General features: G+C 60.0%; 22 protein-coding genes and 1 pseudogene. 13 read left to right on the forward strand and 10 right to left on the reverse strand.

All coding sequences use genetic code 11. From position 1 onward, the window contains the following. Positions 1-100: 100 nt before the first annotated feature. Both ompA and AAHB08_RS03645 read right to left on the reverse strand, forming a co-directional pair. The gene (gene ompA, locus AAHB08_RS03640) at positions 101-1,120 is read right to left on the reverse strand and encodes a porin OmpA (protein WP_041206213.1); all 1,020 of its coding nucleotides are present in this window, start codon (positions 1,118-1,120) and stop codon (positions 101-103) included. Between the two features lie 308 nt (positions 1,121-1,428). Beyond that, positions 1,429-2,022, reverse strand: coding sequence for a hypothetical protein (locus tag AAHB08_RS03645; RefSeq protein ID WP_342058129.1), 594 nt, complete (start codon positions 2,020-2,022; stop codon positions 1,429-1,431). Between the two features lie 258 nt (positions 2,023-2,280). Between AAHB08_RS03645 and AAHB08_RS03650 the strand changes: the two genes are divergently transcribed. Beyond that, the gene (locus AAHB08_RS03650) at positions 2,281-2,547 is read left to right on the forward strand and encodes a helix-turn-helix domain-containing protein (RefSeq protein WP_005298604.1); all 267 of its coding nucleotides are present in this window, start codon (positions 2,281-2,283) and stop codon (positions 2,545-2,547) included. A gap of 195 nt (positions 2,548-2,742) precedes the next feature. After that, positions 2,743-4,104, forward strand: a complete 1,362-nt coding sequence (locus tag AAHB08_RS03655) for a sodium-dependent transporter (RefSeq protein ID WP_139438216.1) — start codon at positions 2,743-2,745, stop codon at positions 4,102-4,104. A 69-nt stretch (positions 4,105-4,173) separates the two neighbouring features. On the opposite strand, the gene AAHB08_RS03660 is transcribed toward AAHB08_RS03655, so the two are convergent. Together AAHB08_RS03660 and AAHB08_RS03665 are read right to left on the reverse strand one after the other, a co-directional pair. Then, positions 4,174-5,037 carry a patatin-like phospholipase family protein gene (locus AAHB08_RS03660; RefSeq protein ID WP_139438218.1) on the reverse strand — a complete coding sequence of 288 codons (864 nt, stop codon included), beginning with the start codon at positions 5,035-5,037 and terminating at the stop codon, positions 4,174-4,176. 33 nt (positions 5,038-5,070) lie between these two features. Continuing rightward, positions 5,071-6,630: a sensor domain-containing diguanylate cyclase gene (locus AAHB08_RS03665; protein WP_342058130.1), complete on the reverse strand. Its 1,560-nt coding sequence runs from the start codon at positions 6,628-6,630 to the stop codon at positions 5,071-5,073. A 212-nt stretch (positions 6,631-6,842) separates the two neighbouring features. On the opposite strand from AAHB08_RS03665, the gene AAHB08_RS03670 reads away from it, so the two are divergent. From AAHB08_RS03670 to AAHB08_RS03685, 4 genes are all read left to right on the forward strand, one after another. Then, complete coding sequence (locus tag AAHB08_RS03670; protein WP_342058131.1) at positions 6,843-7,895, forward strand: efflux RND transporter periplasmic adaptor subunit; 1,053 nt, start codon at positions 6,843-6,845, stop codon at positions 7,893-7,895. Then, positions 7,895-11,032 carry an efflux RND transporter permease subunit gene (locus tag AAHB08_RS03675; RefSeq protein ID WP_342058132.1) on the forward strand — a complete coding sequence of 1,046 codons (3,138 nt, stop codon included), beginning with the start codon at positions 7,895-7,897 and terminating at the stop codon, positions 11,030-11,032. Before AAHB08_RS03670 ends, AAHB08_RS03675 begins: the two co-directional genes overlap by 1 nt. A 95-nt stretch (positions 11,033-11,127) precedes the next feature. Continuing rightward, positions 11,128-11,499, forward strand: a complete 372-nt coding sequence (locus AAHB08_RS03680; RefSeq protein WP_342058133.1) for a hypothetical protein — start codon at positions 11,128-11,130, stop codon at positions 11,497-11,499. A gap of 101 nt (positions 11,500-11,600) precedes the next feature. After that, positions 11,601-14,024: a YgiQ family radical SAM protein gene (locus AAHB08_RS03685; protein WP_342058134.1), complete on the forward strand. Its 2,424-nt coding sequence runs from the start codon at positions 11,601-11,603 to the stop codon at positions 14,022-14,024. 87 nt (positions 14,025-14,111) lie between these two features. On the opposite strand, the gene AAHB08_RS03690 is transcribed toward AAHB08_RS03685, so the two are convergent. Continuing rightward, a complete protein-coding gene (locus AAHB08_RS03690; protein WP_342058135.1) occupies positions 14,112-14,591 on the reverse strand; it encodes a Panacea domain-containing protein in 480 nt (159 codons plus the stop codon). Next, positions 14,588-15,559, reverse strand: a complete 972-nt coding sequence (locus AAHB08_RS03695; RefSeq protein ID WP_342058136.1) for a hypothetical protein — start codon at positions 15,557-15,559, stop codon at positions 14,588-14,590. The genes AAHB08_RS03690 and AAHB08_RS03695 overlap by 4 nt, the downstream gene beginning before the upstream one ends. A 1,210-nt stretch (positions 15,560-16,769) precedes the next feature. Between AAHB08_RS03695 and AAHB08_RS03700 the strand changes: the two genes are divergently transcribed. Further along, entirely contained in the window at positions 16,770-16,997 is a 228-nt protein-coding gene (locus tag AAHB08_RS03700; protein ID WP_342058137.1) for a hypothetical protein, read from the forward strand. Positions 16,998-17,027: 30 nt separating this feature from the next. Here the strand turns inward: AAHB08_RS03700 and AAHB08_RS03705 are convergent, their stop codons facing one another. After that, a complete protein-coding gene (locus tag AAHB08_RS03705) occupies positions 17,028-17,531 on the reverse strand; it encodes a DinB family protein (RefSeq protein ID WP_342058138.1) in 504 nt (167 codons plus the stop codon). Positions 17,532-17,702: 171 nt separating this feature from the next. On the opposite strand from AAHB08_RS03705, the gene AAHB08_RS03710 reads away from it, so the two are divergent. The 3 genes from AAHB08_RS03710 (at position 17,703) to aqpZ (ending at position 20,395) form a co-directional block, all read left to right on the forward strand. After that, the gene (locus tag AAHB08_RS03710; RefSeq protein WP_342058139.1) at positions 17,703-18,611 is read left to right on the forward strand and encodes a Gfo/Idh/MocA family protein; all 909 of its coding nucleotides are present in this window, start codon (positions 17,703-17,705) and stop codon (positions 18,609-18,611) included. Between the two features lie 263 nt (positions 18,612-18,874). Further along, positions 18,875-19,396, forward strand: coding sequence for a crossover junction endodeoxyribonuclease RuvC (ruvC, locus tag AAHB08_RS03715; protein WP_139438236.1), 522 nt, complete (start codon positions 18,875-18,877; stop codon positions 19,394-19,396). Positions 19,397-19,708: 312 nt separating this feature from the next. Then, positions 19,709-20,395, forward strand: a complete 687-nt coding sequence (gene aqpZ / locus AAHB08_RS03720; RefSeq protein ID WP_025327805.1) for an aquaporin Z — start codon at positions 19,709-19,711, stop codon at positions 20,393-20,395. A 250-nt stretch (positions 20,396-20,645) separates the two neighbouring features. Here the strand turns inward: aqpZ and AAHB08_RS21135 are convergent. Together AAHB08_RS21135 and AAHB08_RS03725 are read right to left on the reverse strand one after the other, a co-directional pair. After that, positions 20,646-20,738: pseudogene (locus AAHB08_RS21135) on the reverse strand (lytic transglycosylase domain-containing protein); the annotation flags it as partial. Positions 20,739-20,769: 31 nt separating this feature from the next. Beyond that, the gene (locus AAHB08_RS03725; protein ID WP_202047142.1) at positions 20,770-21,468 is read right to left on the reverse strand and encodes a lytic transglycosylase domain-containing protein; all 699 of its coding nucleotides are present in this window, start codon (positions 21,466-21,468) and stop codon (positions 20,770-20,772) included. Between the two features lie 325 nt (positions 21,469-21,793). Here AAHB08_RS03725 and AAHB08_RS03730 point away from each other — a divergent pair, with 325 nt between their 5' ends. Beyond that, positions 21,794-22,234, forward strand: coding sequence for a GNAT family N-acetyltransferase (locus tag AAHB08_RS03730; RefSeq protein WP_263685730.1), 441 nt, complete (start codon positions 21,794-21,796; stop codon positions 22,232-22,234). On the opposite strand, the gene AAHB08_RS03735 is transcribed toward AAHB08_RS03730, so the two are convergent. Beyond that, the gene (locus AAHB08_RS03735) at positions 22,225-22,776 is read right to left on the reverse strand and encodes a DUF1439 domain-containing protein (protein ID WP_161507403.1); all 552 of its coding nucleotides are present in this window, start codon (positions 22,774-22,776) and stop codon (positions 22,225-22,227) included. The genes AAHB08_RS03730 and AAHB08_RS03735 overlap by 10 nt on opposite strands. 96 nt (positions 22,777-22,872) lie before the next feature. On the opposite strand from AAHB08_RS03735, the gene cls reads away from it, so the two are divergent. After that, complete coding sequence (gene cls / locus AAHB08_RS03740) at positions 22,873-24,354, forward strand: cardiolipin synthase (protein ID WP_139438243.1); 1,482 nt, start codon at positions 22,873-22,875, stop codon at positions 24,352-24,354. Positions 24,355-24,461: 107 nt separating this feature from the next. Further along, positions 24,462-25,730, forward strand: a complete 1,269-nt coding sequence (locus AAHB08_RS03745) for a DUF945 family protein (RefSeq protein WP_342058140.1) — start codon at positions 24,462-24,464, stop codon at positions 25,728-25,730. Positions 25,731-25,752 lie beyond the last annotated feature (22 nt).

The following is a 25,752-nucleotide window of genomic DNA, read 5'->3' on the forward strand; positions in this document are numbered from 1 at the left end:
GGGGAGAGTGTGATGAGACAGAGGGTGACGTTTGAGACGACAGACATGCAAAAGGGGATGCCGTGGCATCCCCTTTTCGCGTTATCTGAGCGGAGTCAGATTACTGCTGAACTTCCTGTACGCCGGATACGCGCACTTCTACGCGACGGTCCGGGGCCAGGCAGGAGATCAGCTGAGCCTTGGCGGTTACGCCGTTGCACTTGGTGCCGGTAACCGGGTTGGCTTCGCCACGACCTTCGATGGCAACCTTGCTGGCAGCCATACCCTTGCTGACCAGGAAGTTGGCAACGGTGCGGGCACGGGCTTCAGACAGCTTCTGGTTGTAAGCGTCGGAACCGATACGGTCGGTGTAACCAACAACAACGGCGTTGCCGTCTTTCGGCTGGAACTCGACGATTTGCTGGTACAGAGCGTTCAGGGCTTCCACGCCTTCGGCCTTCAGGCTGTCTTTGCCAAAGGCAAACAGCACGTCGGAGTTCAGGGCGAAGTTCTTTTCAACGATCTGCGGAGCAGGAGCCGGTGCTTCTTCAACAACAGGAGCCGGAGCCGGGGCTACGTAGGAAGTACGGAACGGGTGGTAAACGGCTTCCAGGGTCGCAACGCTCTGGTTGGACTTGTAGCGTACGTTGTCGGCGTGCAGGTCAGCCACGTCCCACATGTAGCGGTAACGAGCTTGCAGATCCAGCGCGTCGTTGACCTTGTAGGTCACACCGGCACCGGCCAGCGGGGATACCTTGGTATCGCTGGTGCCCATACCGTCGGTGTGGCCCCAGTAGGCGCCAGCTTCACCGAACAGGGAGAAGTCGTTGCCCAGCGGCAGACGAGCGATACCGGACAGGGTGGCACCCTGGCTCTCATAACGGTTGCCATCGGTGTTGCCACGGCCGGTGTACTGGTAGCCCAGTTCGGAACCGAAGTACTCGTTGAAGTTGTAACCAACGAAGGCATTGGCAGCAGCCGCGTCTTCTTCACCAGTGTTCACGCCTTCGATCTTGTTCAGACCGTTGAAGTGAGTTGCACCGACACCGGCACCGAAGTAGATATCATCAGCGGCGTGTGCAGCAGTTGCACCCATGGCAGCCATGGCGATGGCGATCAGGGAAGGAGCCATTTTCATCATAAAATTAATCCTCGTTGAGATGGCACGTTGTTCACGTGCTTCGCACTTTGTAATTTATGTAAGCTGCTGGCTCTGCCGGGCAACAAGGGTTGCGCCGAGCAGGGATCCTAGATCCATCCAGGAGGCACGTTATCTGGGTGCACAGGTGGGCGAGTTGCACTATCGAGAGCGCATACTTCGCCACGAACAGCCGATGTCATTCCGATGACGTGGCGCACTTTATGCTCATTTCAAAACATGATCAAGCTCACAGATAATCTGTGGGGCAGATTGTGTCGTATGGATAACTGGCTGTTTATCTGGATTTATTAGTGATCCAAGTAGGCGCGATGCAGCTTTCGCTCAAGCTTCATATAGGCCTCAACCCAAGCGTGCTGCGGGGTGGCGATAGCGTCCCTGGTCGCAAACACCGCGAGATAGTCGGCCTCGGTTGCTTCGCACAGCAAGGGTGTGAAGCCGAGTAAAAAATGGCGGGCGAGATAGGGGTCCAGGGGCCAGATATTGAGGATGGCCCTGGCCACCGGCTGAATCGCGGCTGAACAGATGAAATGTTGATGGCCGGCTTCCAGCCACTGGGCCATCTCCTGCAGGCCCTGCTCGGGCACCAGTCCACCATCCCCTTTTTCCGTCGCCAGTGTCATGCGGTTACCATTGCCAAGCAGCAGGCTGCCATCTGGCTGCAGGACGCCGTCGTGGCTGCGCAGGGGCAGCGGGGCGGCTTGCTCGAGATAGAGGCTGCACTTGTCCGGAAGGGAAGCCAGTACGGATGCGGCCTCGCTCTGCATGGCGGCGGGCAGCCAGAGTGCCTCGGCCCGGGTTTGCTGGCTCTGACGGAGCTGGCGGGGGAGGGAATCGGGGTCTGAATCCGGGTGAAGTCGGGAGATGATGCCGGGAAATGCCATGCTGAATACTCTCTAAGGGATAACCGGCGAATTATACGAGTTATGGCCGTGGCAACAATAAAGGTTTCTCTTCGAGACTGTTTACCTGAGGCGACTCTGCGATTACCATCCCCGAGGTTTGTTAGGGTTGTCGTCGAAAGACGCTTATTAAAGATAGAGGCTCGACCATAACGAGTCCGTTCAAAACTGATACACTTGACTACGAGTCGTCGCGAAAAATAAAGGTGGAGTGAATCCGCCGAACGGAGTATGGAACACATGAATTCAAATATCGTAACTGTTGGCAAGAAGATCCGTCAGATCCGCGAAGCGGTTGGCCTGAGCCGTCCCAAGTTTGCCGATCTGCTGGGCGTCCCCCCGACTACCCTGAAGAACTATGAACTGGGTTACCGTGAAGTTGGAGGCGCCTTCCTGGTCGCCCTGGCTCATCACCCGGAATTGCACAAGTTCACCCTCTGGCTGCTGGCCGACAAGAAAGTCGCCGAAATCGGTCAGATCGGTCCGGACGATATTGCCAAGGCCTGATTGCCTGAGCCTTGATAAAAATGCCGCCCGCGAGGCGGCATTTTTTATTTGTCAAAACAGGAATTTATTTAAATAAAGAGTGCGTTGTGTGCTTCATGTGGCGATTTCAACTAAATCACCTTGGCAAGCTGGATTAATCCCCGGAAAATTCCGACCCTTTAATTTCAGGCCCCTGATCCACAAAGCGAGACACGCATGAGCAATACCCTTCCCAAAGCCAGAGATGGCTTTACCAGCACCTTCGGCGTGCTTGCCGCGACCCTGGGCTCGGCGGTCGGCCTTGGCAACATCTGGAAGTTTCCCTATCTGACCGGGGAAAACGGGGGCGCCGGTTTTCTGCTGGTCTATGTGATCGCCACCCTGCTGGTGGGGCTGCCGGTGATGATCTCGGAGATCATGCTGGGGCGTCAGGCGAAATCCGATGCGGTGAGCGGGCTTATCAAGCTGGCGCCCAAGGGACAACCCTGGTGGCTGATCGCGGCCATGGGAGTGAGCGCGGCCTTCCTCATCATGTCGTTTTACTCCGAAGTGGCGGCCTGGGTGTTTGCCTACATCTTCAAGGCGGCCAGCGGCGAGATCCTCTCGACCGATCCCGCCGTCACGGGGGCGGCCTTCAATTCGCTCATCACGGATCCCTTGCAGAGCCTGCTGTGGCAGTGGCTGGTGCTGGCGCTGATGGGAGGCATATTGCTGATGGGGGTGTCGAAGGGGATAGAGGCCGTCACCAAGCGGCTGATGCCGGTGCTGTTCATCCTGTTGCTGGTGATCGGCATTCGCAGCCTGACCCTGCCCGGGGCGAGCGAGGGGCTGAATTTCCTGTTCTCCCCCGATTTTTCCAAGGTCACCGCCGGCGTGGTGCTGACGGCCATGGGACTGGCCTTCTTCAAGCTCTCCATCGGCATGGGCTGCATGATGACCTATGGCAGCTACTTTCGGGACGATCAGCACATACCGCTCACCACGGTCCGGGTGATGTGCGCCGATCTGTTCGTCTCCATGCTGGCGGGGATCGCCATCTTCCCGGCGGTGTTTGCCTTCGGCTTCGAGCCGACCGCCGGTCCCTCCCTGCTGTTCATCACCATTCCGGCGGTGTTTGCCAGCATACCGTTCGGCCACCTATTCATGGTGCTGTTCTTTGTGCTCTCCGCCATCGCGGCCACGGGGGCCATGCTCTCCATTCTGGAAGTGCCGGTCTCGGTACTCTCGGAGCGTTTCCACATGAGCCGAAGAAGGGCGACCCTGATCAACCTGCTGGTGCTGGGGGCGGTCGGATCGACCTGTGCGCTCTCCAACAGCACGCTGGCGGACGTGCAGATAGCCGGCAAGACCTTCTTCGATCTGTTCGACTTCGTCTCTTCCAATGTGCTGATGCCCCTTGGCGGCATCTTCCTCTGCCTGTTCGTGGGCTGGGTCTGGGGCTTCGAGCGGATGAAGGCGGCGCTGACCAATGGGGGCGAGCTGGAGCTGGCCATCCTCAAGCCGCTGTTCTTCATCATCCGCTACGTGTCGCCGCCGCTCATCCTGATCGTCATGCTCAAGGGACTGGGGCTGTTCTGACCTCGCGGTCCGGACAGAAAAAGAGCGCCTGATGGCGCTCTTTTTCATTGGGGTGCCCCGATGGCGCCCTCATATCAGGCCGAGTCGGGAGAGTTCCTCCTTGAGCTGGTCCAGGTTGCGCTCGACGCAAGCCTCCCCCTCGTTGATGGCATCGCTGGCGCGGTGGAAGTCCATGATGGAGAGGCTGCCAAGGCGCGGACAGAGCTGGATCTCGGGGGGATCCCCGGCCATGCGGGCCCGGGTGATCCGCTCCTGCATGATGTTGATGGAGCCCGTCATCACCCCCCACATGCCGGGAGTGCTGGGTTCTCCCCGGCCCAGCCACTGGCTGAAGATCCCTCCCGGGGCGGGCTCGTCCGGCTCGTCGGTCCAGGGCTGATGCAGGTCGGTGTTGAGGTTGACGGCGATCACCACCTCGGCCCCCATGGCACGGGCCAGGGAGATGGGCACAGGGTTGACCACGGCGCCATCCACCAGCCAGCGATCATCGACCCGGGTCGGGGTCAGAATGCCGGGCATGCCGCAGGAGGCGCGCACGCACTGGCGCAGTGGCCCCTCTTGCAGCCAGATCTCGCGGCCGGTATCGAGCTCGGTGGCGACGCAGGCGAAGGGCAGCGGCAGGCTCTCGATGGCGGGATCCCCCAGGTGGCTGGCGGCGATGCCGAACACCTTGTCACCGCGGAACAGGCCGCCGGAGAGGGCGGGATCGAGCAACCCCATCACCTGCAAGCGGCTGAAGCCGCGCACCCAGGACTCCAGCTTGTCCAGCTCGCCGGCGGCATAGGCGGCACCGACGAAACTGCCGATGGAGCAGCCGGCCACCAGATCCGGTTTGACTCCGAGGCGCTCCAGCGCCCGTATGATGCCGATGTGCGCCCATCCGCGGGCGGCGCCGCTGCCAAGGGCCAGGCCAAGGCGGGGTTTTCGTGCCACTGTGCGTCTCCTGTTGTGAGTTGGGGTTCCAGCTTACTCCTGCTTCTCCTGTGCGTCACCCTGCCAGCCTTCGCTGCGGTTGCGACCATTGGCCTTGGCCCGATAGAGGGCGAGATCGGCACGGCGGATGACCTCCTGCAGGCGAACGCCGGGGCCCTGGCGGCAATGGCCCAGGCTGACGGTCACCCTCAGCTCGGGGGCTATCTCGGCCCAGTCGTGTTCCGCAATGCGCAGCCGCAACTGTTCGGCAAGCTGAGCCAGGGGAAGCTCCTTGTCTGCGACCAGCAGCAGAAACTCCTCGCCGCCCCAGCGGACCAGTATGCTGCCTCTCCCCAACAAGGGGCGGCATATCCGCACCAGCTGGATCAGTACCTGATCGCCCACCCCGTGACCGAAGCGATCGTTGACCAGCTTGAAGTGATCGCAGTCGAACATGATGGCGCCGATATGGGTGGTGCCAGCCAGGGCGTGCCGTTGCTCGAAGGCGTTGAAATGATGGCGATTGAAGGCGCCGGTGAGGGCATCGTGACGGGACAGATAGTTCAGCTGCCGGTTCAGCAAACGGGCTCTGAGGCTGGAGATGGCGGCCACCACCAGGCAGAGCAGGGTGAGCAGCGCCGTGGCGGACTGCCAGATCAGTGTCTGCAGCAGGGGCAATAGAGGAATACGGTGGATCAGGGTCAGCGGGGTGCCGGGAATGGCATGGGTGAGCTGGAAGGCTCCTTGTTGCCAGTGATAGCCATCCTGCGCCTCGTCAGGGGTCAGGGGCGGCGCCGTACCCGGTTGGCTGCGAGCCAGGATCTGCCTGTGCTGGTTGACCAGAAACAGGGTACCCGCCTGGGGGGCGGGTTGACGCAGATGCTGCTCGAGGCGACCGAGCAGGATGTCGATGCTGATCACCCCGACCAGGGTCTGTGCCTTTGTAATGGGCTGGGACAGGGTGATCATCTGCCCCTGTCCGGCGAGATCCTGATAGGGGCGTGACAGGGTGGCGTTCCGGGTGTGGGATTGCTGTGCCAGGGCGTCTTGCCAGAAGGACTTGTGATAGATGGCTGGATCGAAACGAAACTGGCTCGAGGGCACCCAGGGATAGAGGTAGATAAAATGATCCACCCCGGTGAAATAGATCCAGGCAGCCTCCTTGCCCAGTATCTTGCTGGTGGTCGAGAGCAGGGGAGAGAGGCTGAGCGCCAGATGAAATCTGTCTTCTCGCTCGCTGCCTGGGGCCGGCAGCGGGCCCTGACCGGTCAGATTGCCAGTGAGGCCGGCAGGCAGATCGGCAGGCACCTTGTCCAGCGTGATCCCGAGCGCAGGTGTGACCTGCAGAGCCCGGTAGAGCTGGTGGGTCAGGGGGGACTGGGAATGGCTGCGCAGGCGTTCCTCGGCTTGGCCACGCATGGCTTCAAGAAAGGTCTCCATCTGCTGGAACTGGGATCCCAACCGGGCCGCCGTGTGGATGGTGTCGCGTCGATTCAGGTCGGTGATCTGGGTGAAGGTGTGTTGCAGCGAGAGCGCCAGCAGGAGTGTCACCAAGACCAGCACCAGCCATTGCAGACGGCGATACCTGGCGAGGGGATGAGACAGTTTGGACATGGGCAGACCGGGACCATGAGTGATATCGGTGCATCAGTTTAGGGCAGAAACGTCTCAGCGTCCCCGTCAGTGGCGAGTTTGATGATCTATCCCATGGGCTGTTACGTTTTGTCACATTTATACATAGTCACGGCATAGTCAGGGGGTAACATGGTGCCATCATTGATGAAGTTCCCTCTTCTTCTTATCTCTTACCTTGCATGGATTGTTTGATGAAAATGCGCGTATGGCTGTGGCTTGTTCCTCTTCTCCTGCTGCTGGGGGCCGGCACCTGGGCTTTCCGGCAGGCCAAACCGGTCAGCAAGCCCGAACCCAGACAGGTCAACATCAGGGCGGAAACGGTCAGGCAGAGCCTGGCGGAGCCTTCCATCAAGCTGGTCAGCAAGCTGGCGGCCAATCGATCCGTGGTGGTCAGCCCCGAGGTCACGGGACGCATCGTCAGGATTGCGGTGCGCTCCGGTCAGCGGGTCAAGCAGGGGGAGACCCTGATCGCCCTGGATGCGGGCAAGCAGCAGGCCGAACTCGCCGAGCAGAGCGCCAGCGTGCGCGACGAGAGCCGCAAGCTGCGGGACATGCGCCGGCTGGTGGCGCGCGGTGCCATCACCACCTCCGAGCTGGAAGGGCAGGAGGCGACCGTGGCCCAGGCCCAGGCCCGGGTCGACGCGGCGCGCTATGAGCTGTCATTGCGCACCCTGGCGGCCCCCTTCGACGGCACCGTCAGCCTGATCGATCTCAGCGAAGGGGCCCTGGTCAACAGCGGCGACGTGCTGCTCCACCTGGACGAGCTGGCCAGATTGCGGCTCGATCTGGCGGTGCCGGAGCGCTACCTCTCCCTCCTCAAACCCGGCATGACGGTGACGGCCACCAGCTCGGCCTGGCCGGATCAATCCTTCTCCGGCGTGCTGGAAACCCTCGACAGTCGCGTTTCCAACGATACCCAGAACATCAAGGCGCGGGTCATCCTTCCCAACCCGGACGGCCAGCTGAGGCCCGGCATGCTGATGAATGTAGATCTCTCTCTGCCCGCCCAGAAGATGACCCTGATCCCCGCCCAGTCGGTGGAGTATGCGGGGGAGCTTCGCTTCGTCTACCGCCTGGAGGCGGACGGCCGGGTGAAACGCATTCCGGTGGAGCTTGGGGATACCCATGGCGAGGAGGTGTGGGTCATCAAGGGGCTGAACGTCGGCGATCGCATCGCGGTGGAGGGGCTGGTCAACCTGCGTGACGGCGCCCTGGTCCGCGATCTGACCGAGGTAAAAGGCTGATGTGGCTCTCCGATATCTCAGTGCGCCGCCCCCTGGTGGCGGTGGTCATCAGTGCCCTGCTCACCGTATTCGGCCTGGTGGCCTTCGCCAAGCTGACGGTGCGGGAGATGCCGGACGTGCAGACGCCGTCCGTCTCCATCACCACCACCTATGAGGGGGCGGCCCCCGAGGTGATGGAGAGTCAGGTCACCAAGCCCATCGAGGATCAGCTCTCCGGCATCAGCGGCATCAAGAACATCAACTCGGTGACCCGCAAGGGACGATCCTCCATCACGGTGGAGTTCAAGCTCGGCTGGAACATGCTGGAGGGGACCTCGGATGTGCGTGACGCCATCTCCCGGGCCAGACCCAAGCTGCCGGACGAGGCGGACGAGCCCATGGTGACCAAGGACAACGGCAACGGTGACGTGGCGATCTGGCTCAACTTCAGCAGCACCCAGATGGACCGCACCGCCATGACCGACTATGCCAATCGCATGCTGGTGGATCCCTTGAGCCTGGTGGACGGGGTGAGCGAGGTGCAACTCTCCGGCGATCTGACCCAGGTGATGTATGTGAGGCTGCGCCCCGCCGACATGGCGGCCCGCGGCATCACGGTGGCCGACGTGCAGGATGCCCTCAAGCGGGAGAACATAGAGCTGCCCGGGGGGGAGATCCGCAACAACAGCATGACAATGGCGGTGCAGATCGCCCGCCTCTACCACAGCGCCGAGGATTTTCGCGCCCTGCCGGTCAAGACTGCCGTCAATGGGCAGAGCATCTACCTGGCGGACATCGCCGACGTGGAGGTGGGGGCCAAGAACGAAGACAGCGCCTATCAGCGCAACGGCCGCGAGAGCCTGGGGATAGGCATAGTCGCGCAATCCACCGCCAACCCCCTGGCGGTGGCCCAGGGCATAGAGCGCAAGATGACAGAGATGCAGCGCTTCCTGCCGGAAGGCGCCACCCTGGAGGTGGACTATGACTCCACCGTCTTCATCAAGCAGGCCATCGACGAGGTGTACGAGACGCTGGCCATCAGCGCCGTGCTGGTGGTGGCCGTGCTCTACCTCTTCCTCGGGCAAGGGCGCACCACGCTCATTCCTGCCATCACGGTGCCGGTGTCGCTCATTTCGGCCTTCATCGGCGCCTGGTATCTCGGTTTTTCCATCAACCTCATCACCCTGCTGGCGCTCATTCTCGCCATCGGCCTGGTGGTGGACGACGCAATCGTGGTGGTGGAGAACATCCACCACCACCTGCAGCGAGGGGAATCCCCCCTGATGGCGGCCTGGCACGGCACCCGGGAGGTGGGCTTTGCCGTGGTGGCCACCACGGCCGTGCTGGTGATGGTGTTCGTGCCCATCGCCTTCATGGAGGGCATGGTGGGGCGGCTCTTTACCGAGTTTGCGATCCTGCTATCGCTCGCGGTGCTCTTCTCCTCCCTGGTGGCGCTCACCCTGACCCCGGCCATGGGCTCCTGGCTGATGCGCACCGTCGACAAGCCCAATGCCATGACGGCGGCGCTGGATCGGGGACTCGGCCGGGTGGAGGTACTCTATCGCCGCCTGCTGGGCGCCGTGCTGCGCCGATCCGTCTGGATGCCGCTGGTGCTGCTGCTCTGCCTCGGCGGCATCGGCGCCCTGTTTGGCAAGCTGCCCGCGAGCCTGACTCCCACCGAAGATCGGGGTGTCATCTATGTGTTCGTGAAAGGGGCCGAAGGCACCAGCATAGAGCGGATGAAGCGCAACATGCAGCAGGTGGAGGCCGCCATCATGCCGCTGCTCGGCAAGGGGGTGGTGCAGGCCATGAGTTTCAGCACCCCGGCCTTCGGGCGCGGCGGCGATCAGACCGGCATGGTCATCATCCAGCTCACCGACTGGGCGGTGCGGGACGAGACCGCCACCGAATTTGGCCGCAGCTTGAGCGGGCGGCTGGCCGGCATTCCGGATGTGATGATCCGCACCTTCCAGCCCGGATTCAGGGGCGGCTCCACCGCGGCCGTACAGTTCGTGCTGCAGGGCTCCGACTATGGGGAGCTCTATCAGCAGGGGCTGGCGCTGCAACAGGCCGCCGGCCAGAGCGGGCTGATGCTGACCCCGGATCTCGACTACGCCGAGAAGACCCCTGAGCTGCAGGTGACCATAGAGCGGGAGCGGGCCAGCCAGCTCGGCATTCCTGTCTCCACCGTGGCGAGCTCGCTTCAGGCCCTGCTCGGCGGCGTCAGCCAGACCACCTATGTGGACAGGGGCGAGGAGTATGACGTCTACCTGAGGGCCAACCAGACCCAGTTCAACGGCATCTCGGATGTCAGCCGCATCTATCTCAAGGCCGCCAATGGCGAGATGGTGAGCCTCTCCACCCTGGCCACCGTCACCCAGGTGGCGAGCCCGCAGCGGCTCAACCACTATCAGCGCCAGAAGGCCATAGCCCTCACCGCGGACGTGGCCCCAGGCCACACCCTGGGGGAGGCGCTCGACTTCCTCGATGGCTGGGCAGGGGAGCATCTGCCGAGCGGTATGACGGTGGATTACGCCGGTGAGTCCAAGGATTATCGCGACAATCAGGGGGAGATGATGATGGTGTTCGGCCTCGCCCTGCTGGTGGTCTATCTGGTGCTGGTGGCCCAGTTCGAGAGCCTGCTGACCCCGACCGTGGTGATGGTGACAGTGCCGCTCGGCATCTTCGGCGGCCTGCTCGGCCTCTGGCTGACGGGACAGGAGCTCAGCATCTACAGCCAGATAGGGATGATCATGCTGATCGGCATGGTGACCAAGAACGGCATCCTCATCGTGGAGTTCATCAACCAGCTGCGCCAGCGGGGGGAATCCTTCGAGGAGGCCATCATAGCCGCCTCGGTGCGCCGTCTGCGGCCCATCCTGATGACCTCCCTGACCGCCATCATAGGCGCCGTGCCGCTGATGGTCTCCATGGGGGCGGGGTATGAGAGCCGGATGGCTGTGGGAACCGTGGTCTTCTTCGGGCTCTCCTTGGCAACCCTGGTCACCCTGCTGATAGTGCCCGCCATCTATCACCTGATCGCCAGAGGGGCGGGGATGACGGGGGCGCGGGATCGGCTGGTGGACGAGGCGCTGGCCGAGGGGAACCCCCCGGGTGTAGAGACCACCCCCGATAGCCGGGACAAGCCGGCGGCCTGATCCGTCCCCCCATCCGGGGGGCGGGATGCAAAAGAGGATGGCAGCCGAAGCCGGGCTGGTTAGCATATGACCAGTTCCCACAGGGGTCATCTTTCATGCTGCCATCCGCCATCTACGAGCCGCTGCCTTTTCTCTATCTGGGCAGCGGCTTGCTGCTGTTGAGCCTTGCCGGGCAACCTACGTTGCTGCTGGCCGGGCTGGCCCTCTATCTGGCCGGTTCGCTCGTCTGGTTCAGGCGCAGTGCCCATCGCAGGCCAGACAAGTCGCGCCAGACGCGGCGACAGGCCTGGCCGCACTGGCTCTACGAGAGCCGCCCCTTCGCCCTCATCCTGCTGGGGGTGCTGATGCTGCGCCTCGCCACTCACCCCGTCTTCCTGGCGCCAGCCTGCATCTGGTGCCTGCTCGGCGGCTATCAGTTGCTGCTGCGCCACCACCACAGGTTCATGCCGGCCCGCTTCTCTCTCTGAGGGCGGTCTCTTCTCCCCTTGTTCTATGGGGGCAAAAAGCCATCGCCCCCGCCTTGCTCTGCCGGTATAATGCGCGACCCGAATTGTTCCAGGTGTTCAAAATGCAGCCGGTTACCCCTCTCTTCTCCTATCCCCGCTACTGGGCCGAGTGCTACGGCACTGCGCCCTTCCTGCCCATGTCCAGAGCGGAGATGGACAAGCTCGGCTGGGACAGCTGCGACATAGTGCTGGTCACCGGCGACGCCTACGTGGATCACCCGAGTTTCGGCATGGCGGTCATTGGCCGTATGCTGGAATCCCAGGGCTTTCGGGTCGGCATCATCGCCCAGCCGGACTGGTCATCCAAGGATGACTTCATGCGTCTGGGCAAGCCGAACCTCTTCTACGGGGTGACCGCGGGCAACATGGACTCCATGATCAACCGCTACACCTCCGACAAGAAGCTGCGCCACGATGACGCCTACACCCCGGGCGATGTGGGCGGCAAGCGGCCGGACAGAGCCACTCTGGTCTACACCCAGCGCTGCAAGGAAGCCTATAAAGAGGTGCCTGTGGTCATCGGCGGCATCGAGGCGTCGCTTCGCCGTATCGCCCACTACGACTACTGGTCCGAGACCATACGCCGCTCCATCCTGCTGGACGCCAAGGCCGACATCCTCATCTACGGCAACGCCGAGCGGCCGCTGATCGAGGTGGCGCACCGCATCGCGGGTGGCGAGACCATCGAGACCATGCAGGACATTCGCGGCACCGCCGTCATCCGCCGTGAGCCGCTGCCGGGCTGGCGCGGGGTGGATTCGAGCAAGCTCGACCAGATTGGCCGCATCGATCCCATCATGAACCCCTATATGGAAGGGGCGCCCTGCTCGGACGATGAAGGCACAGCGCCGGTGGAGCAGGAGGCCAAGCCTATCCTGGTGCAGCCGCCCAAGCAGAAACCCTGGGAGAAGACCTACGTCAAGCTGCCGGCGTTCGAGCGGGTGAAGGAAGACAAGGTGCTCTACGCCCATGCGTCGCGCATCCTGCACCACGAGACCAACCCGGGCTGCGCCCGCGCGCTCTCCCAGGCCCACGGCGATCGCATCATCTGGGTCAACCCGCCCGCCTTCCCGCTGGAAACCGACGAGATGGACGGCGTGTTCGGCCTGCCGTACCAGCGGGTGCCGCACCCGGCCTATGGCAACGAGAAGATCCCGGCCTACGAGATGATCAAGACCTCGGTCAACATCATGCGTGGCTGCTTCGGCGGCTGCTCCTTCTGCTCCATCACAGAGCACGAGGGGCGCATCATCCAGAGCCGCTCGGAAGAGTCGATCATCAAGGAGATCGAAGAGATCCGCGACAAGGTGCCGGGCTTTACCGGCGTCATCTCGGATCTCGGCGGCCCCACTGCCAACATGTATCGCTTACGCTGCAAGAGCCCCAAGGCCGAGCAGACCTGTCGCCGTGCCTCCTGCGTCTGGCCGACCATCTGCCCGCACATGGACACCGACCATACCCCGACCATCAACCTCTACCGCAAGGCGCGGGATGTGAAGGGGATCAAGAAGATACTGATCGCCTCCGGGGTGCGTTACGACATCGCGGTGGAAGATCCGCGCTACATCAAGGAGCTGGCCAAGTACCACGTCGGCGGCTACCTGAAGATCGCGCCCGAGCACACCGAGGAGGGCCCGCTCTCCAAGATGATGAAGCCGGGCATGGGCAGCTACTACAGCTTCAAGGAGCTGTTCGACAAGTATTCCAAGGAGGCGGGCAAGCAGCAGTACCTGATCCCCTACTTCATCTCCGCCCACCCGGGGACGACCGACGAAGATATGGTGAATATGGCGCTCTGGGTCAAGACCAACCGCTTCAAGCTCGATCAGGTGCAGAACTTCTACCCGTCGCCGCTCGCGAACGCCACCACCATGTATTACACCGAGAAAAACCCCCTCAACAAGGTGAGCCGCCAGGGCGGGGACGTGTTCGTGGTGAAGGGGGAGCGTCGCCGTCGCCTGCACAAGGCGCTGCTGCGCTACCACGATCCGGCCGGCTGGCCGATGATCCGCGAAGCCCTGCTGGAGATGGGCAAGGGCCACCTTATCGGCAACGGCCCCGACTGCCTGGTGCCGCCGGAAGGCCGTGGCGAAGCCAAGGCCGAGCGCAGTCGCAACAAGGGCCTCAAGCCTGCCCTGACCCGCCACAGTGCTATCACCCATCAGCGCAGCAATGGGGCGGACAGCAAGAGCGCTGGCGGTAAGGGGGCAGGCGCGCAAGGGGCCGCCGCCCAAGGCAAGACTCGCAGCGACACCCCTGCCGCCAGCAAGGGCGGCAAGGCGGGCAATGGCAAGCCAGTCGGCTCCCAGCTCAGCAAAGGGGCTGGCAACGGCAAGTCTGCTGCACAGGGTGCTGGACAGGGAAAACCGGCAGGCAAACCTGCCCATAAGGGCAAGGCGCCAACCCGCGCGGGCTCTGCCAAGCCGGCCGCCCAGAGTGGCAAGCCTGCTGCAAAAGCTGGAGCAGCCAAGCGACCGGCAAGATGAATTTTCCTTGATGGGGAAGAGATAGAAATTAAAAAGGCGACCAGATGGTCGCCTTTTTAATTACATATAACATACTAATCAACACGATCAATTATTATTTTTTTTGCTTTCTGATTTATATTTTTGTGCTAAGGAAACTAAATCAAAAGTTGAGTATCGTTCTTTGGTTTTTACAGGGTATGTGGAATACACATAATCGACAAACTCATTAAAATACATCGATTGCGTTTTATTTATTACAGCGCTTAGTATGTCTTTTTCTCGTGTGGTCAAGTCGATATGTTCTATATTTCCATTGTAAGATATTACGTACTTGGATGTTCCGAACGTAGTATTCTGATGTTCAATATTAAAACCAATAGCACTATGTGCAGCATCAATTACATCATCGACATATGGGCCATAATGATTGAATACCCATTTGATGTTAGTAAGCTGCTTTCCATCTAGTAGTGCCGAAAACCAATCAGCTAAATAAACCATCTTTGTTAATCTAGCTTTAGTTATCTCTGATTTATGTGGGTATTTACAACATAAAAAAGCAATGATTTGCTGCAGTTTTTTCATACATCAGCCTCCATTGTTTGAAGAATATCATCTTCAACTGAGATGCCTTTACCCTTCTTCTTTATATTAACCTCTTTATCAAAAGACAGGCTATCCCTCACAAACTTAGAAAGCTGGCCTTGATGTTCGCTACAATATTGTCCAATTTTAGCGCACAGGTCATTATCAAAAAAATTTATTTCAGTACTTTCAAATACTATGACACCTATATGAATATCTGCATCGATGATTGCCCTGGCATAATATCTGCAGCTGTGCATTGTTAAAGAGCTAATTTTTTCTGATTCATAGCCATAGCTTGAACGTAGATAATCTACGTAATCCTGATAAGTGCTTGAGTGTGGACATTTATCTTCAATAAATTGTTCATGCTGCCAAGCTTTACTTATAACACCCTGATTTAAAGGGAATTTCTGCCTATGAATTTTCGCATAAGTTGGATTCTTAGAGAATCGCTCTAAAAGGTAAAATTCCTCATCATGTTCATAATAGATAGTAATTCTTGAATTACTATCTAATTGAAGCATTTTTGACATGCCCTTCAACCAAGTTTGAACGAGTTCTCCATGAAGTGAAATTATTCTTGATTTGCTGTCTTGCAATTCTTCTTGAGCTGAATTTAATTCACTCTTTGTATTATTCAATTCTTCGTTTTCTGTAACGAGTTGGTTCATCTTTTTATTCTGTCGGTCTTGATCTTTATACGTACCAATTGCACCGAAAAGAAATAACAAACCACCTCCAATCAATGCAGAGTTAGGATTATATAAGATCAACCAAGCGCATGGCCAGAAATTAGAGGTAGCATTCCAGTTAGTATCGAAGCTATAGCTACCAGCATATGCACCACCCACGGTTAGTAATATAGTCCCGCTAGCTGCACACAAAATGAACAGTCCTTTTCCAATGCCATCTCCAAGGTTTTTGAAAAAGCTTGAACTTCCACTAAAACCAAATTTACTAAACAAAAAACGCTCCTCTATATAAATAATGAAAACGTTATTTTTTAAATTTTAAACGTACGGCATCAAATATATGACTAACTTGTAATAGAAAATTGACTGTTTTATTATAAGGCTAACAGGGCCTTTTCCTGACAACAAATAAGACTTTCAGGTGTGTTTGTATTTTCTATAAAAAATGATGTGTGGGTATTTTTATTTATAGAATAAATTTTTTCTATCCATGAACGTACCAAACTAAATTTTTTATCTATGATATTTATCTACGGGACTGCTTGCAGCTTAGTGCGTTAGTAAATATAGTTTTGAGTTAACTGGCTAGAATAATCGAATGTAAATAATTGTTACGAAATAGAAATTTGGGGCTCCAATGATACCAAACGATTTTTAATGGCGGTTAAATTTTGGACACGCGCAGCTTTAATTTCGCACAGGTCTTCTGATAAAAAATACGCTACCGCCCGTGGATTACAGCTTCCAATTTGCTCGATTGGCCAGTTGTGGTTATAAACCATTGCAACTCAATAGGTTCTGAACCGCTATGGTAAGCCAAATGCTCACTTTCAAGCGAGTATTAAAAAGAAGAATTGGGACTCCCATGTTTCTTAGCTATGAGAAATGTCACCAAATCTCACGCTACCGCCCGTGGATTACAGCTTCCAATATGCTTCCTTGACCCGCGCTGGCAGCAACCCATCGCAGTTCAACAGGTTCTGGATGGCTATTATCAAAATCTAGGACACCCACCTTTTGGGGTGAGGCGTAAAGGGAAAATCTGGGACACCCACTTTTCTGTGTGAGGCGTATCACCACCAAATCCCACGCTACCGCCCGTGGATGACAGCTTCCAATATGCTCCCATGACCCGCGCTGGCAGTAACCCATCGCAGTTCAACAGGTTCTGGATGGCTATGGTAGGCCAAACGAAGCTGGGCCAGCGAGCACAAAACGGAGGTAACCATCAGAAAATCATCGTTTTTTGAACTCTGTCATCAAAGCGCACCACCGCACGCAATCAAAAGCGGCTAGGTAACTGGGACTTTGCTATCTTGGCGACTGACGAAAAGGTAGGAGAGGCATAACGGCCTCTCTCCTGAATATATTGCTGCCCTAAAAGATGGCTGTCCCAAACAGGGGAGGCTTTGTTATCTTGCCGGGTGTGTAGGCAAGGGGGGGAATGTACCCCCTGCATATCTTCCCGCGCAGGAGCAATCGGATGGCGATCAAAGCAAGATCCCGAAGAGAGAAGGTGGGTGGCGGGCTCGGGCTGGTGATGGGGCTAATAGCCTTTAACCTGATTGTGCCCCTGCTTCTGGAATCCAAAGAGATCTCGGATATGAACCGGATGATAGGGGCCATGGTCAGCGCCATGATCTGCTCCGAGCTCGGGGCCCGAATCGGCAAGTGGCTCGATATCAGGGAGCAGGCCAAATCCCCAGAATAGAGGGCGACATGGGTCGCCCTCGTTTGTCGTTTAGCTGCTTCGCCGCTCGGGTTCGCTGCGATGCAAGAAGGTGGTCAGGGTATCGCGCGGTGGCGTGATGCCGCATTGAACAAAAATGCGCCCGATAGCCCCTCTGTGATAGCCGCCGTGGGTCACCAGATGCAGCAGCATTTCCTCGCGGCTCATCTGTCCCCTGTCACCATCCACAAAGTTGAACGAGAGCACGGCCTCGCCATCTGATTGGCTCAAGCTGGCAACGTAATCCAGATACCAGGCATCCAGCGTGCCGATGGCGGTTCGCAACGAAGCCAGGGTCGGCGTCTCCGGGGTATTGGTGGCACTGAAGCCATGGGGCTTCCCCAGCAGATTGCCCTTGAAGATGGCATCGACCACATGGATATGGTTGAAGATGCGAAGGGCCGTGTGGTGCGCCTCGGGATGTCGCTGCGGGTCCAGGGTGGCGAGGGCATCCAGCAGTTCGCCATCGGCCCAGGCCTTGTAGCGAAACAGAGAGTGAAGGGGCGAATTGCTCATGGTCTTCCTTGATGGGGTCAGCGCGGTAAGAGGGCATCTTAGCCAGCGGATGGCAGCAAGAAAACTCCCCACCTGACGGGGTCGGTGACCGGCCAGTGTGCAGGGCATTGGATGTGCCCGGTGCGAGTGAGATGTTACCCTGTGCCATCGCACTCATGACAAGGAGTTCCCATGCGCATTGCCCTGATTGGCCTGGGTGATATCGCCCAGAAGGCCTATCTGCCGCTGCTTGCCAGTGACGAGCGAGTCACCCCGCTGCTCTGCACCCGCAGCCCTCAAGTGCTCGGCAAGCTGGCCCGCCAGTACCGCATTGCCGAGTGCTTTACCGAGGTGGATGCGCTGCTCGGGAGCCGACCGGACGCCGTGATGATCCACGCCGCCACCGCCGTGCATGGCAAACTGGCGGAGCAGTGCCTGCGCGCCGGCATTCCCACCTTTGTCGACAAGCCGCTCTGTGACAACGCAGCCGAAGTGGAGGCGCTTGCCGACCTCGCCCTGGCGCAGGATTGCCCGCTGTTTGTGGGCTTCAACCGCCGCTATCTGCCCGCCATGGCCACCGCCCGCAGCCAAGCGCTCACCGAGCTCAACTGGCAAAAGCACAGGCACTCCCTGCCGGGGCTGCCGCGCCAGTTCCTGTTCGACGACTTTATCCATGTGCTCGACAGCCTCTGCTGCTATGGCGGCGCCCCGAGCGGGGATCTGCACGCGGTGCTGCGGCGAAGTGCCCAGCAGCCCGAGTTGCTGGCCGGGGTGAGCGTCGCCTGGCAGAGCGGGCAGGCGGCGGTGAGCGGTAGCATGAACCGTAGCGCCGGTCTCACCGAGGAGCGCATCGACGCCTATGGCGACAACCTCTCCCTGCATATCGAGAACTGCACCCGGGGTACCCTGGCCCAGGGCAAGGTGGTGCAGACCCTGGCCCCCGACGACTGGCAGCCGGTGCTGGCGAGCCGGGGTTTTGTCGCCATGCTGGCCCACTGGTATCAGCAAATTGAAACGGGCAGGGCCGATGGGGGACTTATCGAGAGCTATCTGCACAGCCACCGGCTGGCGGAGCGACTGGTTGAGCTGGCGGGGGAGTGAGCCCGGCTCGCCCTTCCCATGGGCTGCCGATGGAGTGCAGGGGCGAAAATACAACCAGAGTACTGTACAAGATGACGGATCCCTGTGCGGTTGACAGGGGAGGGCGCCGCCGTGCGAGCCAAGGGGGCGCTTGTTTGCTATCTTGGCGCCCATGAAAGAGCAGCAGAGCAACAGAGTGTGATGAGCAACTTTTCGCAAATGGTGCCTGGCCTGCCACGGGCCCGTGATGAGCGCCCGGTCGTGGCGGACAGGGTGATCCCTTCATGAGCATTATTCTGGGCATAGACCCCGGTTCGCGGATCACCGGCTACGGCGTCATCCGCATCGTCTCCGGCAAGGCGGAGTACCTGGGCTCGGGCTGCATCCGCACCGACCTGGGCGAGCTGCCGTCACGGCTCAAGCAGGTGTATGACGGGGTGAGCGAGATCATCACCCAGTTCAAGCCGGACGAGTTCGCCATCGAGCGGGTCTTTATGGCCCGCAACGCCGACTCGGCGCTGAAGCTAGGTCAGGCGCGGGGCAGCGCCATCGTCGCGGCGGTCAACGCCCTGCTGCCGGTGAGCGAATACTCGGCGACCCAGATCAAGCAGGCGGTAGTGGGCACAGGTGGCGCCGCCAAGGAGCAGGTGCAGCACATGGTGACCCATCTGCTCAAGCTCTCTGCCACCCCCCAGGCGGATGCGGCGGATGCCCTCGGGGTGGCGCTCTGTCACTTCCACACCCGCCAGAGCCTCATCAAGATGGCGGGGCGTGCCACCGGCTCGGTGCGTGGCCGTTACCGCTGATCCCTGACGGGCTCTGGGAGGACGCCCATAGCGCCTGGCACCACCCTGTTGCCAGGCGCGCTGTTCTCAAAAGCGCTGATTGGGTCACAACCTGTCGCACGGTCAGGGGGGACTCTGATGAGAAGTGGGGCGGCGCGGGAGATGAAGCTCCCGCCGAATCAACAACTTGTGATACACGTCACACATTCTGCGTAAAATAAGCCAACTTCGTCTTATGCCACCACACTCCCATAATATGGCGCCTGTTGAATAGCAGTGTCCGTATGAGCCTTTTCCAGGCTCCTGTTCTAGTCATCATCGGGAGATATGAGAGTGAAACCATTTGCAGCTGAATTTATGGGCACCTTCTGGCTGGTGCTGGGGGGCTGTGGCAGTGCCGTGCTGGCTGCCGCTTTCCCGAATGTGGGGATAGGCCTGCTGGGTGTGGCCCTGGCGTTCGGTCTGACCGTGCTGACCATGGCCTTTGCCATAGGTCACATCTCTGGTTGTCACCTGAACCCGGCCGTGACCCTGGGTCTGTGGGCCGGTGGCCGTTTCCCTGCATCGGGCGTCGTGCCTTACATAGTGGCTCAAGTCCTTGGCGGTATCGCGGCGGGCGGCGTGCTCTATGTGATCGCCAGCGGCCAGGCCGGGTTTGACGTGAGCGCTGGCTTTGCCTCCAACGGTTATGGTGAGCACTCACCGGGCGGCTACAGCCTGCTGGCGGCACTGGTGTGTGAAGTGGTGATGACCGGCTTCTTCCTGTTCGTCATCATGGGTGCCACCGACAGCCGTGCACCGGCGGGTTTTGCCCCCATCGCCATCGGTCTGTGCCTGACCCTTATCCACCTCATCAGCATTCCGGTGACCAACACCTCGGTGAACCCGGCTCGCAGCACGGGTGTGGCGCTCTTTGTCGGTGACTGGGCCGTCAGCCAGCTCTGGCTGTTCTGGGTCGCTCCCATCGTCGGTGCCATTCTGGGGGCATTGGCCTATCGCGTGATCGCCACCAAAGAGTGAGCTGTTACTGAACTACGTGTGGTATCGACACGCCTGAGGGCGTGTTTTTTTGTTTCTGGAGGGCAGCGAAACCGGGATGACCCCGGTTCTATTGGTTGGCTGAGGAGAGGGGGGGAGGAAGGCCTTACAGGCCCCGTGCGATCAGCATCTCTTTATAGCGCTGGTGCAGCAGCTTGACCCGTGCCACCTAGGCCCGGGTTTCGGCCATGAATGGGAGGGGATGCCGCCGTGCCTGTGTCTTGGACAGGGCTTACAGGCCCCGGGCGCTCAGCATCTCTTTATAGCGCTGGTGCAGCAGCTTGACCCGTGCCACCTAGGCCCGGGTTTCGGCCATGGATGGGAGGGGATGCCGCCGTGCTTGTTCTTGCACAGGGCTACAGGCCCCGGGCGCTCAGCATCTCTTTATAGCGCTGGTGCAGCAGCTTGACCCGTGCTACATAGGCCCGGGTTTCGGCATAGGGCGGTATGCCACCGTGTTTTTGCACCGCACCGGCCCCGGCGTTGTAGGCGGCCGTGGCCAGGGCAACGTTGCCGTCATACTGCTTGAGCAGGCCCGCCAGGTATTTCACCCCGCCGAAGATGTTCTGCTCCGCCAGCAGGGCATTGCCGACCCCGAGCTCGCGGGCGGTTGCCGGCATCAGCTGGGTCAGCCCCATGGCCCCCTTGCGGGAGACCGCCAGGGGGTTGAAGGCGGATTCGGCGTGGATCAGCGCCCGGATGAGGGCGGGCTCCACCTGATAGGTCTTGGCCGCCGCCGTGATGGTGCTGGCATAGTCGTAGAGGAAGAGGCCGGTGGTACGCCAGTTGACCCTGGAGGCGGGATCGCAGGCGTAGCAGTCGTTGAACAGCAGCAACTCGTAGTGGCCCTGCTCCGGCATCATGTCGGAATAGCGCACCACACCGTTCTTTTGCACCGACTTGTAGACCTGGATCTGGCGCGCGGCGGGGGGTGGTGCGGGCTCTGCCACCTTGGGTGACGGGATCGACTCGGATGTCAGGACCACCACCTCGGCCGGTGGCGGCGTCTGACTCCAGGCACTGAGGGGGAACAGCGAAATGGCTCCCAGCAACATCCATGCTTTCAACGGCTTGCTCCTTAAGCCTTGTTAGCCACGTTGAGTAAAGCATCCGGGGCGAGGCAGAACAAGGGCCCCGGCGACGAGTGGCAAGAAAAGCCCGGGCAGAGGGCGCCAATAGCCCCAGAGGTGGATGACGCAGCCCCGCAAGGGGCCATGGATGGCGGCGCAACTCCCCAGCTGGCTATTGGCTTTTTTGTAAGTTAAAGGCGTGTTATCTTGCTGTTGCTCCACTCTGGTCTGATCTCTTCGTGGGGCCGGTTGATAGGGCAAGAGAGGGCCAGGTGGCCAGAGCGAAATGGGTATGATAAGCAGGCGGGCGATGGAGCTCAGATTCGAAGAGTACTGTGATGCGGATCTTTCCCTGATCAGGGACTATTACGAGACGACGTTTTCCCACTATGTACCGGATCTGGCCGAGCGGATCTTCGTGGTACGGGATGCCCATTGGCTGGTGGGGGCCGTGCGCCTGCGCGACGAACAGGACTATTACCACCTGTGCGGTTTCCGGCTGTTGCCGCACTACCAGTCACTGGGGCTGGGCTCCCGGTTGCTGCAGCATGCCTGCAACGATCTGCTGGACAAACCCGTGATCTGCCACGCCTTGCCCTTCGAGAAACCCTTCTACCTCAAGGCGGGCTTTGCCCACCTTCCCCTGCATGAACTCGACGGACCGCTTCATACCCTCTATCACCAGCAGCGCGAACAGGGTTACCAGATCGAGCTGCTGGTGCGTCAGGCGACGGCCCCTGTCTACAACTGATCCTTCGGCTTGGTCAGCAGGCGGATCTTGCCCGGTGACAGCTCCAGCCCCAGCAGATTCTCCTTGAGCCAGGCCTGGTTGGGATCCTTGTCGTCGAGCTTGTAGACGGGCTGGGTCTCCAGCCGCTTCTCCATGCTCTGCAGCAGCATCCTCAGCATGAAACCGAACTTCTGCTCCGCCGCCGCCGGCTCCAGCTTGTAGTCAATCAGCTTCATGTTATCGAGGAAGAGCGCGCTCTGGGCCTTGTCGTAGCGCGGCCTTGCCTCATAGGTCATGTTCAGCAGCGCGTCGTACTGGGTCTGGTCCGGCAGGGAGATCTTCAGTTTCCCCTTGCCAAAGACCCTGGCGGTATCCGGGCTCTGGCGACCGATCTGGACATCGCTCTGCTCGAGCTGGACATGGGCCTTGATGATGCCGGGCAACTCCAGCTGTTTGTCGACTTGCACCTGGGATTGCAGGTACTGGTTTATCTGTTGCTCATTGATGTCATATGAGCCTTGACCTAGCATGGCCAGACTCAGCAGCATAGATTGCAGGATCATGCTAACGACCTGATAGAATGGGTTTGTCCCACAGCATACCATTGTGGCCCTGCGGGATCTGCCCATGCCCTTTGTCCATTACACCAAGGAGTCGTCTTGCTCGACGGTCTGGAATACGACATTCAGTTGCTGTTCTCCCGCTTTCTTGGCTGGCTGTTGCTGTTGTTTCACACCGTGATAGTGGCGGGGATCTCCCTGCGAGTGGTGATGAAGCGGCGCCCCATCGGCGTCTCCCTCGCCTGGCTGGCGCTCATCTATGCCATCCCCTTCGCCGGGGTCGGCTTCTATGTGCTGTTTGGGGAGATACGGCTCGGCCGCAAGCGGGCCGAACGCGCCCAGGCCATGTATCGCCCTTATGCCATCTGGATCCGCCAGCTCGCCCGCCTCTTTCCCCAGCACTGCTGCGAGGTGGGCAGCAAGGCGCGCCCGCTCCATGATCTGATCCAGGGGCGGCTGGCCATGCCCATGCTCTCGGGCAACCGGATGACGCTGCTGCACAAGCCCGACACCATCATTCAGGAGATAGTACGCGACATCCGCGGCTCCTCCCAGTCCTGCTACCTGGAGTTCTACATCTGGCATCCTGGCGGGGACGTGGACGCCGTGTGCGAGGCCCTTGTCGAGGTGGCGGCGCGCGGCGTGGATTGTCGCGTGTTGCTCGATTCCGTCGGCAGCAAGACCTTCTTCCGCTCCCCATGGCCTAAGTCGTTGCGCGCGGCCGGGGTCAAGGTGGTGGAGGTGCTGCCGGTGGGGGCCTGGCGCATTCCGTTCCAGCGCCAGGACTTGCGCATGCACCGCAAGCTGGTGGTGATAGATGACAGGGTCGGTTACACCGGCTCCATGAACATGGTGGATCCCCGCTTCTTCAAGCAGGATGCCGGTGTCGGTCAGTGGGTCGACATCATGATTAGGGTGCAGGGGCCCGTGGTGCCCCTGATGTGGTCCACCTTCGTCTGGGACTGGGAGATGGAGACCGGCGAGCGGCTGCTCGACAGCCTGCAGCACGAACCCGAGGCCTGGCCGCAAACCAACTATCGGGCCCAGCTCATACCCTCCGGCCCCTTCGTCGGCGGTGACTGCATCCAGCAGAGCCTGTTGCTGGCCATCTATCAGGCGCGCCACCACCTGGTGCTGACCACCCCCTATTTCGTACCGGACGATCCCCTGGCGGCGGCGCTCTCCTCGGCGGCGGCGCGGGGCGTGCTGGTGCAGCTGGTGCTGCCGGCGCGCAACGACTCCCTGATGGCCAACCACGCGAGCAACTCCTTCATGGAGGATCTGCTGGCGGCCGGGGTCGAAATTTACCGCTATGATGCCGGTCTGCTGCACACCAAGAGCGTGCTGGTGGACGACGACTTCGCCCTGGTGGGCACGGTCAATCTCGACAGACGCAGCCTCTGGCTCAATTTCGAGATCACCCTGCTCATCGACAACCCGGTGTTTGTCGCCGAGATGAATCAGCTGGTGCAGGGCTACATGCTGGAGGCGACCCCCATGTCGCTGACCCAGTGGCGGGCCCGCCCCTGGTACAAAAAATTGCTGGAGAACATCTTCTACCTGTTCAGCCCCTTGCTGTGACAGTCGAGAATGGGCCATGAGCCGGGATCTGGCTTGCTTGTGTTCCCATACTCCCCGTAGAGTGCGCCTAGGCACCCGCCATAGAAAAATCAGGAGTAAGAGAGCAGATGAAAAAGACAGTGGCCATGGCTGCCGGAGCGGCATTGGTGGTGGGTGGGCTGGGCGCCTGCTGGTACACGGGCAATGCCTTCGATCGCATCCTGGGGGAGCAGATCGTGAGGGCCAAGCAGGAGAGCGGCGTCGAGATCACCTGGTTGCCCACCAGCGAGAACCTGTTCACCCGTGATGGGGTGCTCAAGGTGGTGGTGACACAGGAGACGCTGGCGAGTATCGATCCCCAGATGGCGGGAAGTGACCCCATCGAGCTGCAGCTGCGCGTCAACAGCCGCCTGCTGCCGCTCTATATCAAGAGCAACATGCTGCTCGACACCTCGGCGGGGACCCTGGCCCCGGTCTTCACCGCCCTCGGCATGCAGCAATGGCAGCTTGGCCTGGAGTCGGCCAGCAGCCTCTGGACCATGAGCAACAGCTCCCGTTTCTGGGCCAGCGACTTCAAGGTCAAGGAGGGGCTCAACGAGTTCAGCTTCCTGCCACTGAGCGGGGATTATCGCGGGGATCTCGATGGCAATGGCCACCTGGTCTTCCAGTGGCTGGGCATGACGGTCCACGATGCGCAGAGCAAGATGGATCTGGCCCTGGCGGATCTCAAGGGCAGCGCCGACATGGCCGAGATCAGCGGCATCTGGCTCTCTCCTAACAGCGAGATGACGCTGTCTGCCCTCTCCTTGCAACTGCCGGAGAGCGTCAAGCTCTCGTTGCAGGGGGTCAGCACCAACACCCAGCTGGCGGGGGACGATGCCCAGACCCTCTCCAGCCGTTATCAGATGAAGGTGGCGACCCTCAATCTGGAGAACGAGAGCGACAGCCTGGCACTGACCCAGGGAAGTCTGGATCTGGCGCTCAAGGGGCTGGATCTGGAGGGCTATCAGACCCTGCAGGAGGCCAGCAGCCAGCGGGTGGACGAGGCGGCTATCCAGCAGGCGCTGGACAAGATGCTGCAACGGGGGGCCACGCTGGAGCTGACCGATCTCAGCGCCCAGCTCAACGGCGAGCCCGTCAGCCTGCAAGGGGAGGCCAAGCTTGCCCCCACCACTCTGGAGCAACTGATGGGAAGCGAGGAGGGGATGCAGGCCCTGTCCGGGCTGCTCAATGCCAGTCTCGGTGACCAGCTGGGCAAGGCGGTGCCGCAGCTGGCGCCCATGCTGGCCCAGTTCACGGCCCTGGGTTATCTGAAGGCGGAGCCGGCGCACCTCAATGCCGAGCTCAAGCTCGACAAGGGAGTGGTCACCATCAACGGTCTGCCCCTGCCTCAATAAGCGCAGGCAGACGAAAAAGGCT

The sequence above is a fragment of the Aeromonas sp. OTU364 genome (genome assembly GCF_038440395.1).
In the GTDB taxonomy this organism is placed as follows: Bacteria; Pseudomonadota; Gammaproteobacteria; order Enterobacterales; family Aeromonadaceae; genus Aeromonas.